The 12960-nt window shown below is 57.1% G+C and carries 10 protein-coding genes; 1 reads left to right on the forward strand and 9 read right to left on the reverse strand.

What is annotated here, in order from left to right; genetic code table 11:
- Positions 1 to 3: 3 nt before the first annotated feature.
- The 3 genes from GN111_RS13855 to GN111_RS13865 are packed head-to-tail and all read right to left on the reverse strand — an operon-like array spanning position 4 to position 4922.
- A complete protein-coding gene (locus GN111_RS13855; RefSeq protein WP_155304318.1) occupies positions 4 to 1134 on the reverse strand; it encodes an ABC transporter substrate-binding protein in 1131 nt (376 codons plus the stop codon).
- Between the two features lie 28 nt (positions 1135 to 1162).
- Positions 1163 to 3772 carry a PAS domain S-box protein gene (locus tag GN111_RS33915; protein ID WP_170302280.1) on the reverse strand — a complete coding sequence of 870 codons (2610 nt, stop codon included), beginning with the start codon at positions 3770 to 3772 and terminating at the stop codon, positions 1163 to 1165.
- A 4-nt stretch (positions 3773 to 3776) separates the two neighbouring features.
- Entirely contained in the window at positions 3777 to 4922 is a 1146-nt protein-coding gene (locus GN111_RS13865; protein ID WP_155304320.1) for an ABC transporter substrate-binding protein, read from the reverse strand.
- A gap of 272 nt (positions 4923 to 5194) precedes the next feature.
- On the opposite strand from GN111_RS13865, the gene GN111_RS34195 reads away from it, so the two are divergent.
- Entirely contained in the window at positions 5195 to 5896 is a 702-nt protein-coding gene (locus tag GN111_RS34195; RefSeq protein WP_269433838.1) for a septal ring lytic transglycosylase RlpA family protein, read from the forward strand.
- A gap of 61 nt (positions 5897 to 5957) precedes the next feature.
- Here the strand turns inward: GN111_RS34195 and GN111_RS13875 are convergent, their stop codons facing one another.
- The 6 genes from GN111_RS13875 to GN111_RS13900 all read right to left on the reverse strand — a co-directional run bounded on the left by GN111_RS13875 (position 5958) and on the right by GN111_RS13900 (position 12860).
- Positions 5958 to 7118 carry a M20 family metallopeptidase gene (locus tag GN111_RS13875; protein ID WP_155304321.1) on the reverse strand — a complete coding sequence of 387 codons (1161 nt, stop codon included), beginning with the start codon at positions 7116 to 7118 and terminating at the stop codon, positions 5958 to 5960.
- Positions 7119 to 7149: 31 nt separating this feature from the next.
- A complete protein-coding gene (locus GN111_RS13880; RefSeq protein ID WP_170302281.1) occupies positions 7150 to 8034 on the reverse strand; it encodes an ABC transporter permease in 885 nt (294 codons plus the stop codon).
- 7 nt (positions 8035 to 8041) lie between these two features.
- Entirely contained in the window at positions 8042 to 9004 is a 963-nt protein-coding gene (locus tag GN111_RS13885; RefSeq protein WP_155304323.1) for an ABC transporter permease, read from the reverse strand.
- A 319-nt stretch (positions 9005 to 9323) separates the two neighbouring features.
- Complete coding sequence (locus GN111_RS13890) at positions 9324 to 10835, reverse strand: ABC transporter substrate-binding protein (protein ID WP_170302282.1); 1512 nt, start codon at positions 10833 to 10835, stop codon at positions 9324 to 9326.
- Positions 10836 to 10872: 37 nt separating this feature from the next.
- Positions 10873 to 11856 (reverse strand): ABC transporter ATP-binding protein, encoded by a 984-nt coding sequence (locus GN111_RS13895; protein WP_155304325.1) that lies wholly within the window; start codon positions 11854 to 11856, stop codon positions 10873 to 10875.
- Complete coding sequence (locus GN111_RS13900) at positions 11853 to 12860, reverse strand: ABC transporter ATP-binding protein (protein ID WP_155304326.1); 1008 nt, start codon at positions 12858 to 12860, stop codon at positions 11853 to 11855. The genes GN111_RS13895 and GN111_RS13900 overlap by 4 nt, the downstream gene beginning before the upstream one ends.
- Positions 12861 to 12960: the final 100 nt, after the last annotated feature.

Raw genomic sequence — 12960 nt, forward strand, 5'->3', positions numbered from 1 at the left:
GCATCACTCCACGACAACGAACTTCCGGTTGCGGACGATTCGGATGGAGGCATGGGCGGGTGCGACATCACCGTAGGCATCGAAACGAATCTTGCCCTGCAGACCGTCGAACTCGCCAATGGAAAGCAGGACCGCTTTCAGTGGCTTCTGCAACTCGCTTGCCTTCAGAGCGGTCAGCACGACCTGGGCCGCATCATAGGCATAAACCCCTGCAAACCCCGGCTCCCGTTGGTATCTTTCAAGATATTTCTTGCGAAAGGTAAGGTACGGTGGGCTCGGGCTGTCCCAGTCAAAGGCGATGGGCAATGTAACTCCCTCAACGGCATTGCCGCCCATTTCTAGCAGCCGCTGGCTCGCGCCCCAGTTGGAAAGGGTTATCTTTATAGAAGCATCGGCCTGGCGGATCTGTTGGCAAAGCAACCCGGAATCCATGGGATTGGCAATGATCAGGATGCCGTCGGGTTCGGCTGCCAGCAACTCGCGGGCAATGTCCGAAAAAGAACGGCCATCTTTTTCTTTATATTCAATGAAGGTGAGAATCTTGCCACCACCTGCGACAAACGGTTTTTTAAAGTTTGCCAGCCAGTTTTCGCTAAATGTGCGGTTGCCGCCGTCATAGACAACGGCAACGCGCCGCATATCGCCCGATTCGATCTGGTATCGGGCACTGCGAAATGCGTGCTCCTGAGAGGCGATGCAGACGCGGAAAAAATAGTCGTCCTGACCGGACAGATGCGGGGTGGTGACCGTCGGCGCGACGGTGAGCAACTGCGCTTCATTCAAATGCGGCACAACGACCGTGGCCATGTTGGAAACCAGGGGGCCGACAACGGCGACAACGTTTGCCGCGATCAGTTCCTGTATGGCCTGCAGCGCCGTTTCGGCATCCTGTCGATCATCCTTGATGATCAGCGTTACCCGACGGCCGCGGATCCCGCCCTGTTCATTGCACTGCTCTACGGCCAGTTGAACCGCATTGCGGGCCGACATCCCCATATCGGCCAAGCGTCCTGTTATGCTTCCGATAAAACCGATCTGTATCGGTTGATTGGAACCGCAGGCAACCAGGATAATGCCAAGGATGCTGGAAACAAAAATGAGAGTCAGCCACATGTGAATAGAGACACGTTTCATCGGGAACCTCCTTCCAGTACCTTTCTTATCACTGAGTCTTGCCGGCTTTCGGCATTCGGATCACGAAACGCGTACCGCCCCCTTCCGCGGCATACGCCCCCATCTTGCCGCCGTGACCCTCGGTGACAATGAAATAGGAAACCGACAGACCCAATCCCGTGCCCTTGCCCACCGGCTTCGTGGTGAAAAAAGGCTCGAAAATCCGCCGGCAGGTCACTTCGTCCATCCCCGGACCGTTGTCCTCGATCTCCACCCGCACCCACTGCCCGTCGTCCCTCACCCGCAGACAAAACGCGGGTGGAACCGCCCCACCCCCTCTTTCGGCCATGGCCTCAGCGCCGTTTTTGAGGATATTGATGAACACCTGCTGAATTTTGCTGGCCTCGCAGGGCACCGGACTTGCAGCGTCCTCGTACTCCCGGACAATCTCGATCTTCTTGAAGTCGTAATGCTTCTTCATGTCGTAGTCGGTTTTCAGCAAATCCAGGGATTGATCCAGCAGGCTGCAAAGATCGTGGCTGGAAACGATGCTGTCCCCCTTGCGGGCAAAACTGAGCATGTTCTTTACAATGGTGGCCGCCAGACTGCCTGACCTTCGGATGTTCTCCAGCATGTCGGGCAGTTTGCGCAGTTCCAGGTACTGCCGGATGGCTGTCATGGTGGTTCCGGACGCCTCGGCCGCCTCGTGGTTGGCAGGCAGGTCGCCGGTCAACCGGTTGGACAAAACGGAGGCGTTCTGAAGAATACCGGCCAGGGGGTTGTTGATCTCGTGGGCCATGCCCGCGGCCAAACCGCCCACGGAAAGCATCTTCTCGTTCTGGATTATCATCTCCTCCAGGCGAACCCGTTCGGTGACATCGTCCACCCGGATCACCGCACCTTCCACGCCATTGGTCACCAGAGGGAAGATGGTCACATCTTCGTAACGGGTTTCATCGCGATGCCGACTTGAAACCTTCGGATCACGGATCACCCGACGCTCCCGGATGGAGGTCTTGATGCAGTCCATCTCGCGCACCAAACGGGGAAACACTTCGGCCAAAGGCTGGGCCTGGGCCGTATCCCTGTCTATCTCGGTCTCCTGCTCCGCCTTGCGGTTCCACTGGGTTACCTTTCCGTCGCGGTCCACCGCCACAAGAATGGACGGCATGGAGTCGATGATATTGGACAGGTAGTTGCGCAGCCGGCGCAGTTCCTCCTCGGACTTTTTTCGTTCGGTAGAGTCTTTGGCAAAAACAATGGCATACTTCCGGCCACCGTACTCGAGCAGATTGGAATAAATCTCCACCGGTATCCGGCGGCCGTCTTTGCCATGGTGAACCGTTTCGAAGATGTCGGATCCCTGCACTTGCAGTCGTTGCCAGGCCGTACCCCAGTTCTCTTTGTTTAGGGCCGGATCAATATCGAAAACGGTCATGCTGCTCAGTTCTTCCCGGGTGTAGCCGATCATCCGGGCGGCGGATTCGTTCACCTCCTGAATTCGCGCATCCGGACCCAGGCGATAGATTCCGATGGCGGCCCGGTCGATGCTGAACTGGGTGATCAGCAGGCGGGCCTCGTTTTCCCGAAGCTGCTTTTCACGCTGTTGAACCATGATTGCCATGTGGTCAAGATTATCGGCCAGGTTGCGAAATTCGACAGTCTTGGATTCCGGCCAGGTCAATCCGTATTCTCCATCGGCAATGCGTCGCGACTGCTCGGCGTACAATCGGAACATCTTTGAAAGCCCCCCGGCCTGCAGCCAGGCCACCGCCAATGCCAGGACCAAGGCAACGCCCAACCCCAAGGCGATCAGGATGAAGGCGTCACGAATGGGTTTGAAGGCCAGCGTGGTCGGTTGGGCCACCAGGACCTTCCAACCCAGTTCCTGAACGTCGACCACGGTGCCCAAATATGATTGCCCGTCGAGGTTGAAAGAACTGGAGGCATTCACGGCCTGCCCGTCACGGCGGGTGGTGGGCAATCCTGAAAGATCCAATTGCTGCCCCCAGCGTAACCGCTGTGAATCGGCAACGATGCGGCCCTGACGGTCAAGAACCAACGTGAGCAGTCCTGATTCCACGGGCAGGTGGCTGATAAATTCGGACAGCCGGTTCAAGGTGATTTCACCCACCATGACTTCCCGGGCCAACGGAACGATCAAGGCCACGGCCAACCGGCTGCTCACAGTGGAGAGAAAGGTCTGGGACCATGTCGATGCCGTCCGGATGCGGGGATCGGCGAGGAAATCGAGGCCGGTGAGATCCATTCCCAACAGGTCATCGTGCGAAAAACGCCTGGACCGTGCCAGACCGACGCTGCGGATCACGGTATCCGGATTGGAAACGATGTAGATCGTTTCGAAAAAATCGCCGCGGCCGCATTGGGCATCCAGCAGACCGGTGGTCAGCGCTGCTGGCGGAGTGTTGCGGAGCAAAAAGTCGGCCAGCCCCATCAACTGGCGCTCCCCGCCGTTCAGATGGGCTGATATCTGGCCAGCCACGGCGCGCGCCAGCCCTTCATTCTCGATTGCATTTCTGGCGCGCATCTGCGGCATCAATAGAAACCACACCAGCACGGAAATGATGACGACAGGCAGAGCGGCGACAGCGGCAAACTGCAGCGACAGATAGCGGCGGAGCGGTATAGGTGATTTCATGGCGCTAATCGATGACCACAAACTTGCGGTTCCGGACGATGCTGATCGAGGCATTGCCCCGTTTGACGTCGCCGAATTCGTCGAAGCTGAACGCCCCCTGTAGGCCTTCGAAGGTTTTGATTTTAAGGATGGTCTCTTTAAGATTTTGGCTCTTTTTTTGACTCCGCAGGGCGGTTAACACAACCTGCACCGCATCATGTGAATAGACGCCGGGGAAACCCGGCTCGCGTTGATACCGTTCGAAATAGGCTTTGCGGAATTCCTGGTACCGGGGGGCTGGGCTGTCCCGGTCGAATGTCTGCACCACGGTGACCCCCTCCACTGCATTGCCGCCCAGTTCCAGCAGGCGTTCGGTGGCGCCCCAGTCGGCCAAGGTGATCGGGATGGCCGCATCGAGTTTGCGGATCTGCTGACAAAACAGAGCCGAGTCCATGGAATTGGCCACGATCAGAATCCCGTCGGGGCCGGCTGCCAGAAGTTCGCGGGCAACATTCAGAAAAGATCCTCCCTTGTCGGTGGCAAAGCCGATGGTGGTAATGATTTCGCCGCCATTTTCATTGAAGACAGCGGCAAAATTTTCCAGCCAGTTTTCACAGAAGGATCGATTGCTCAATGTGTACGTGGCGGCGATGCGGCGCATCGTCCCGGAATTGACGTGGTAGCGGGCGCTCTTGCCGGCGTATTCGCGGGTGGTGGAAGAGACCCGCAGGAAATAGTCGTCCAACCCGGAAAGTTTTTGGGTGGTGGCGGTGGGGCTCACAGTGATGATTCGGGCTTCGTTAAGAAGAGGAGCCACCGCCATGGCCATGTCGCTGGTCATGGGGCCGACGATTGCGGCCACCTCCTGGCCGACCAAGTCCTTGACGGCCTGGCGGGCCAGATCCGGATTTTGCTCGTCGTTCTTAATGATCAGTTGAACCGGGCGACCGTCGATTCCGCCTACGCGATTGCACGCCTCGATGGCCAGCTGGACGGCATCCCGCCCGGAAATGCCCAGGTCAGCCACCCGCCCGGAGGTGCCGCCCACGAATCCGATGCGAATGGGTTCCTTGGAACTGCATGCCGTCAGTGCAATACCTATTAAGATGCCCAGGCAAATCCAGAAACGGTAGCGACAGTATCGATGGGTATTGGAAAGAACAGTACGCATGGGAAATCCTCCTGTGAAGGAACACCGCACTGAAATATACCTCAACCGTTGACACACCGGCCGCCGATGAGGGATGCATGATCTTTGATCCAACCGGGGAAGGCGTAACGCGGCTATAAAAGAAGAATATCGGAGAAAAGCCTCCTTTCTTTATAAAAACCTTTATTTTATCTACTTTAGAGGATATCCGTTATCGAGGCAAGCCCCATTAGATGCTTCCTGAACCGAGAGACATAAACCTTCGCTCATCTGCCCTTTGAGGTAGCATTTATATGCGTCTCGATATGATGGGCAACAACGGCAACGATTCGAGAATGTGCAATCGACGAACGATAAGCCTTCTATGCACCGGTTTGGCCGCAGCGGGTCTGTTTTTGACCGCCTGCGGCGTGGTGCGCACCACCTATCGGCTGACCAAGGGAACCGTGGTGATGGCCTATAAGGTGACCCGGTTCGCCGGCAGCACCGTCTATACCGTGGGCGGCTTCACCTTCGACGTGGTGACCGCCCCGCTGTCCTGGCCGCTGGTCCATGAGGACATCGAAAGCATCGACGGCCTGTCGCCCAAAGAGGCCATTGCCCAGGGGCGCGTGAAAGCTTCGCCCTACGTGGTGCGCGGCCGGCGCTACGTGCCCATGACCGTGGCCCAGGCCCAAACCTACCGGGAAACCGGGGTGGCATCCTGGTACGGCATGGAAACCTACCGCCAGCGCGGAGGGCACATGACCGCCAACGGCGAGGCCTTCAATCCCAATGGCCTGAGCGCCGCCCACAAGCACCTGCCCCTGCCCTCCTTCGTGCGCGTGACCAACCTGTCCAACCGTCGCAGCATTGTCGTGCGGGTCAACGACCGGGGACCTTTTGTCGATGGACGCATCATCGATTTAAGTGCCGGGGCGGCTAAAAAATTGGGGTTTTACAAGAAGGGAACGGCGCGGGTGCGTGTCGAGACCATACAGTTGGAGAGCTCATAGCCAACCAACGGCAATGGCCGTGAGTCAATGTCAACAGATAAAATTCGTCTGAACCAGACGGCTATGATTGGCGAGCAATCGATTGGCAAACCGATACGATGAGCTGAATCTGGGGTAGGATGCTGTCCAGTTCCACGTATTCATCCTGGCGGTGGGCGTTGGCCCCGATGATCCCCATGCCGTCGATGGTCGGGATGCCCAGTGCCGAGGACCAATTGCCGTCCGAGCAGCCTCCGGTGGAGATATGCTCGATCTGCATCCCCAGGTTGGCGGCCTGGTCTTCGATCATGCCCCATAGCTCAAACGTTTGTTGATCGGGTTCCATGGGCGGCCGATCGACCCCGCCCTGGACGGTCAGGCTCACCTCCGGCACATGGGTGTGATCCGGCAGGGATTGGAAAAACGCCTCGACCTTCTCGATTTCATTTTTGCTGGATACCCGCACATCCACATATGCAGATGCCTCATCCGGGATGATGTTGGTCTTCTCGCCGCCCCGAATGGTTGTCACGTGGGCGGAAATTCCCTCGCCGACCGATTCGTTGAACTGTTGGACGGCGCATACCTGATGGGCGATTTCGACAACGGCATTGGCCCCCTTTTCCGGCTCCACCCCGGCGTGGGCCGACATGCCCCTTGCTGTGATCGTAAACCCTCCACCGCCTTTACGATTCAAAACAAAGCGATGTTCCGGCCGGCAAGGTTCGAAAACAAATACACGACGGCTATTCAAGGCATGGCCCTCTATCCAGCGCCTTGATGCCTTTGATCCCACCTCTTCGTCTCCATTGAAGCAAACCCGCACAGCCAAGTGATCGAGTACGCCGGCATAATGCAAAGTTTCGAGCGTGTGCAGGGCCAGAACCAGCCCCCCCTTCATATCGCTGACACCAGGACCGGTGGCCCGGCAACCATCCATGCTAAAAGGACGCTTTGCAGCCTCGTCATCTTGGAAAACCGTGTCCATATGTCCTAAAAACAGGATATCGGATTTCTCTCCTTCCGAAGCATTGAAGGCCTCCAGACAGGGGATTCCTTGCTTCCCGAGTTTTTTCAAGCACGTCGTAAAGCCGATAGCTTTCAAACGCGGGTCCAACACCTGAGCTACAGCTTCAATACCGACGAGATTATCGCTGCCGCTATCGATATTGACTAAATTCTCCAAATCGCTGATGAACATCTCAACCCTGCCGTCGATGAAAGCTTGTATATCCGTTGGCATGACTTCTATCCTGTACCGATCCTTCTGAAAACTATGTTTGTCTGGCCAGTTTGGGATTGAGCTCGTCGCGCAGCCAGTCCGAGAAGAGATTGATGGCCACCACCAGAAAAATCAGGGTTGCGCCGGGAAACAGCGTCAGCCACCACATGCCGGCATAAATGTAGTTTTTGCCGATGGAGATCATCATCCCCATGGAAGGTTCGGTGAGTGGCACGCCGACGCCGAGAAAGCTCAAGGTCGCCTCCAGCATGATGGCGACGGCCAGGTCCACAGCCATGACCACGAAAATCGGCGGCAGGGCGTTGGGCAGGATGTGGCGGAAAAGAATGCGGCCGTCTCCGGCGCCCGACGCTCGGGCGGCGACCACATAGGCGTTGTCCTTTATTTCGAGGACACTGCCGCGGATGGTGCGGGCGTACTTGACCCAATTGGCGATACAGATGGCAAATATCACCGTAGCGATGCCGCGGGTTTCGAACGCTCCTAAGAGCAGCACGGCCAGCAGAGTGGTGGAAAAAGCAAACACCGTATCGGCCAGGCGCATAATGAGGGCATCCAGAATTCCGCCGTAATAGGCGGCTAGCATGCCCAAAACAATACCCACCACACTGGAGATGGTCACCACCGAAAAACCGACGATCAACGAGGTGCGCAGGCCATAGAGAATGGTGGAGAGGATGCCGCGCCCTTGGTCATCGGTGCCCAGCGGGAAGCTGGCCACGCTGCCGTCCATCCAGGCCGGCGGCAGCAGGAAATTACCCAGATCCACGGTCGTCAAATCATAGGGATCCATGGGGGCCAGTAGCGGCGCGAAGACGGCGCAAAAAAAGAAGATGACCAGCAGGAAACTGCCGATCAGGGCCGAGGGATCCCTCAAATAGTTGCGCAGGCGTTGGGATTTGATCTTGCCGGTCATGGCAGTCCTAGTACCTGATTCTCGGGTTGAGCAGCGCATACATGAGGTCCACCAGAATGTTGATGGTCAGAATGATAAACGCCGCCAGCATGATGTAGGTGACGATCACCGGCTGGTCGGTTTCGAAGATGGACGTCAGCAGCAGATTGCCCATTCCGGGCCACTGAAAAATGGTCTCGGTAACAATGGAAAAGGCGATCAGTTCGCCGAAGGAGAGCCCCGCAATGGTTACCACCGGTATGAGCACGTTCCGCAGTGCATGCTTGATTATAACCTTGAAGGGGGACAATCCCTTGGCCCAGGCCGTTTTGATGTACTCTTCGGAGAGGACTTCGCGCATGCCGGCACGGGTGAGCCGCAGAAGCACAGCCAGCTGGTAGCCCGAGAGAGTGAGGGCCGGCAGCACGATATGCTTCCAGCCGTCGATCGTCAGCAGGCCGGTGCGCCAGAAGCCGATTTGGATGGTGTCGCCGCGGCCGAAGGACGGTAGAATCTCCAGATAGACCGAAAACACCATCACTAGCAGTATACCGATGAGAAAAGTGGGGATCGAGATGCCCAGGATTGATCCGGCCATGATTGCCCGGCTAATCATGCCGGTGGGCCACACCGAAATGAGAACGCCCAACCCTACGCCCAGGACGAAACTGATACAAATGGCGCTAAAGGCCAGTTCCAGGGTCGCCGGCATGCGTTCCACGATCATGTCGAAGGCGTCCACTTGACTGATGTAGGATTTACCGAAATTTCCCCGCAGGGCACCACCGATAAAACTGATGTACTGGATATGCAAGGGCCGGTCCAGGCCGTAGGCCACCCGTACCATCTCCCGCTCCTCCTGGGTGGCGTATTTGCCAGCCAGCATCAGCACCGGATCGCCTGTATAGCGAAAGATGATGAAGCAGACAAACGAGACCGCCAGGAGGACGACGATTCCCTGGAGCAGCCGTTTAATTAGATAGGTGGCCATAGTTTGTCAGAGGTCTATTAATCGTTTTAGGTTCGTCCCGCCAAGGGGTTTTTCTCCTCAGCAGATTCAGGGTCGAAGAATCCAGGAGCCAGGAGTCCGAAGGCTGAAGACTTAAACGGACTCCTGGATTCTATCCATCCGAAATACCAATTTCCGTTCAGGACGGGTAGATTTTCGTTCCCTCAAAACAGAATCTTGCAACACGCCAAAGCCACAGATCAGTCGAGAGACTGCACTGAAAAACACGGGATGTTTCAAAAGCCCAGCGATTCTGCTTCGAGGATCTCGAAACAGCGAAAACGCCGTCCCGGGGTGGATATTATTTGATTTCCTTAGCCACGATCCACTGATCCGGACGCGGCGTGAACGCTACTCCCGAGTCCTTAACCACGGCATAGATGTCCTGCTGGTAGTGCAGCGGAATCCAGGCCACATCCTCAACGGACTTCTTGTTTATGGCCTGCAGGGCTTTTTGCCGTTCAGCCCGGTCGATGATGGACGAGGAATCAATGATCATCTTGTCCAGTTCCGGGTCGGAGTAAATCGCGCCGTTGTAAGCCCCCATACCCTTTTCCTTATCCGGCGTGTGCAGCAACTTCTCGGCACTGCGTCCGAAGTCGTAGGATCCATCGAACCAGCCGATCAGGTAAAAGCGGTGCTTGTAGTCGGACAACTCGTCGAAGAAAATGGATTTGGGTTTGACGTCCAGGGTTACCTTGAGACCAATCTTGGCCAGGTACTTGGCCACCGCTTCGCAGATCTTCTCGTCGTTCACATAGCGGTCGTTGGGACCGGCCACGGTGATCGCAAAGCCGTCAGGATAGCCCGCATCGGCCAGCAACTTTTTGGCCAGGGCCGGGTCGTAGGACAGTCGCTTCAACCCGGGTACGTAGCCGACGGTAGGCACATCCGGCACCTGGGCCGCAGGCGTAGCCTGGCCGCGCATGACTTTCTCGATGATCTCGTCCTCGTTGATGGCGTGGGCGATTGCCTTGCGCACCCGAATGTCGGCGAAGGGCGTCCCTTCCTTGTTGGAAATATCCATATAGATGGCCCGCCGAGCCGGACGTGAAATCAACTGCACGTGGGGCATCTTCTCGATCCGCTCGATCAGGGTAACGGGCACGCCGTTGACGATGTCGGCCTGTTTGCCAGCCAGGGCGGCGAAACGGGTAGCCTCTTCGGTAATCGGGCGGATGTCCACGTTTTTATACTTGGGGGCGCCTTCCCAGTAGTCCTCGTTGGCCGTCATACGCACGTAGGAGCCCTTGACCCACTCGACGAATTTATAGGCACCGGTGCCAATGGGCCGGGTGTTGTAGTCGCCGTCGTCGCGGTCCTTGGAGGACTCCATGTCCACGATGAAATTCTGGTGCATGGTCTCGGCGAACCACGGCACGGGCTTGACAGTCTTGAAAATTACCGTGTGGTCGTCGGGTGTTTCAATGGAGGCGATGGAGTTGGCGATATTGAGCAGCTTGGAATACTGGGGATCTTTCATGCGCTCGAAGGTGAACTTGACGTCGGCGGCGGTAAAGTCGTTGCCGTTATGAAATTTGACCCCCTTGCGCAGGTCGAATTTCCAGGTAGTGCCGTCCAGGCGCTCCCATCTAACGGCCAAGGCCGGCGAGAGTTTGCCGTCGGGCGCAGGCCGCTGCAACAACCCGTCGAAAAAGTTGGACATGTAGGAAAGGTTGGCGTCGGAAGAAAACGCATGCGGGTTCATGGACTTGGGCGGGGCGTCGGTCACCACCACCAGGTCCGCTTTGGCCATCGCCACGGCGGGCAGGGCCAGCAGGGCGACGATCAGGGTCAGGGCGATTCGTTTCATGGGTTGCTCCTCCTTGCTAATTAATGAGTCCTTGGAATTATTGCATCGTTGCGCGGGCATACAAATGGCAGGCGGCCGTGTGGCCGCCACCGAAATTGATCATCTCCGGGATTTCCTTTTCGCAGATGGTCATCCGCTCAGGACAGCGGGTATGAAATCGGCAGCCGGACGGTGGATCGATGGGGCTGGGCACATCCCCGCTCAGGACGACGCGTTCCTTTTTGCGCATCGGATCGGGGACAGGAACGGCTGACAGCAGTGCCTGAGTATAGGGGTGCTTGGGCGAGCCGTACAGGTCCTTGTAGGGCGCCGATTCGACGATCTTGCCCAGATACATGACGATGATTCGGTCACAGATGTACTCCACCACCGCCAGGTCGTGGGAGATGACGATCAGGGACAGATCAAAATTGGACTTCAGGTCCATGAGCAGATTTATAATCTGGGCCTGGATGGACACATCCAGGGCCGATACCGGTTCATCTCCGATGATTACTGACGGATCCAGGGCCAGGGCCCGGGCGATTCCGATGCGCTGGCGTTGGCCGCCGGAAAATTCGTGAGGATAGCGTCGGCCCTGCTCGGGTGAAAGGCCGACGGTTTCCAGCAAAAAGGCCAGGCGTTCGCGGCGCTGCTTGCCGGTATAAAGTCCATGGACGTCCATGGGGTCGGAGAGGATCTCGTTGACCGTCATGCGCGGATTGAGCGACGAATAAGGGTCTTGAAAAACAAGCTGCATTTCGCGCCGCAGTCGCCTGAGAGACCCTTTGCCCATCTTGACCACATCGTCGCCCTGCCACAACACTGTCCCACCTGTTATCGGCAGCAGGCGCGTCACCGCCATGCCTGCTGTAGTCTTGCCGCATCCCGATTCGCCGACGATGCCAAGGGTTTCGCCCCTGGCCAGTGTGAAGCTCACCCCATCCACGGCGTAAACGTATCCGATGGTGCGGGAGAGGATGCCCCGTTTGATGGGAAAATAGACCTTCAGGTCCTCGACGCGGATCAGGCTTTCACTCATGATGCCGGCGGCTCCACGTGAAGCCAGCAGCGAACTCGACGGCCGCTGGTAATGTCGGTTAATTCGGGCTCTCGCTGACGACAGATCTCCATGACCCTGGGGCAGCGGTCGCCAAATTTACATCCCTCGGGTAGGGATACCAGGCTTGGGACCATCCCCTTGATCTCACGCAGCCGTCGGGTTTCGCCGGCCGTACGGCTGCCTAATATGGGTATCGATTGCAGCAACCCAACGGTATAAGGGTGCAAGGGCCGCTTGAAGATTTCCAGGGTCGGGGCCTCCTCAACCACGCGGCCGGCATACATGACCACGATGCGCTGGGCCATTTCGGCAATCACTCCCAAGTCGTGGGTGATCATCTGCACGGCGGTACCGAAGTCCTCTTTAAGTTTGAGCATCAGCTCCAGGATCTGGGCCTGAACAGTCACATCGAGAGCTGTGGTCGGCTCGTCGGCAATGAGGATCTCCGGGTCACAGGCCAGGGCCATGGCGATCATGGCCCGCTGGCGCATCCCGCCGGAAAGCTGGTGGGGATATTCATGGATGCGCCGCTGGGGTGCCGGAATCTGTACCCGATGGAGCATTTCAATGGAGGCTTCCAGGGCCTCCTTGCGTCCGGCGTTGCGATGCAAAATAAACATCTCCGAAATCTGGTTGCCGATAGTAAACACTGGGTTCAGCGAGGTCATCGGCTCCTGAAATATCATGGCGATGCGGTTGCCACGGATTCGACGCATCTGCTGGCGAGACAGGTCGAGCAGATTCGTCCCGTCGAAATGGACACGGCCGTCCACGATCTTGCCGGGAGGGTCCGGAATCAACTGCATGATGGACAGGGCCGTGACGCTTTTACCGCTGCCCGATTCGCCGACGACGCCCAGCACCTCGCCGGACCTTAAATGAAAGGATACCCCGTCCACCGCGCGAGCGGCTCCCCTGGATGAATAAAAGTAGGTCTTCAACCCGCTCACATCGAGAATGGTTTTGGGTTCCGATGGTTTCATCTACGATTTCGAATTGGAAAAGGTTCGGGAATGCAACTATTTAATGCAATGGCCGCATTAAAGTCAATATTATTTATTTAATTGAGTTAAAAATAATGTT

It is taken from the genome of Desulfosarcina widdelii (assembly GCF_009688965.1).
Lineage (GTDB): Bacteria > Desulfobacterota > Desulfobacteria > Desulfobacterales > Desulfosarcinaceae > Desulfosarcina > Desulfosarcina widdelii.

Excerpts from the sequence above, each read along its gene's own strand:
- GN111_RS13855 (WP_155304318.1), bottom strand. The coding sequence starts at position 1,134 with ATGAAACGTGTCTCTATTCACATGTGGCTGACTCTCATTTTTGTTTCC.
- GN111_RS33915 (WP_170302280.1), bottom strand. The coding sequence starts at position 3,772 with ATGAAATCACCTATACCGCTCCGCCGCTATCTGTCGCTGCAGTTTGCC.
- GN111_RS13865 (WP_155304320.1), bottom strand. The coding sequence starts at position 4,922 with ATGCGTACTGTTCTTTCCAATACCCATCGATACTGTCGCTACCGTTTC.
- GN111_RS34195 (WP_269433838.1), top strand. The coding sequence starts at position 5,195 with ATGCGTCTCGATATGATGGGCAACAACGGCAACGATTCGAGAATGTGC.
- GN111_RS13875 (WP_155304321.1), bottom strand. The coding sequence starts at position 7,118 with ATGCCAACGGATATACAAGCTTTCATCGACGGCAGGGTTGAGATGTTC.
- GN111_RS13880 (WP_170302281.1), bottom strand. The coding sequence starts at position 8,034 with ATGACCGGCAAGATCAAATCCCAACGCCTGCGCAACTATTTGAGGGAT.
- GN111_RS13885 (WP_155304323.1), bottom strand. The coding sequence starts at position 9,004 with ATGGCCACCTATCTAATTAAACGGCTGCTCCAGGGAATCGTCGTCCTC.
- GN111_RS13890 (WP_170302282.1), bottom strand. The coding sequence starts at position 10,835 with ATGAAACGAATCGCCCTGACCCTGATCGTCGCCCTGCTGGCCCTGCCC.
- GN111_RS13895 (WP_155304325.1), bottom strand. The coding sequence starts at position 11,856 with ATGAGTGAAAGCCTGATCCGCGTCGAGGACCTGAAGGTCTATTTTCCC.
- GN111_RS13900 (WP_155304326.1), bottom strand. The coding sequence starts at position 12,860 with ATGAAACCATCGGAACCCAAAACCATTCTCGATGTGAGCGGGTTGAAG.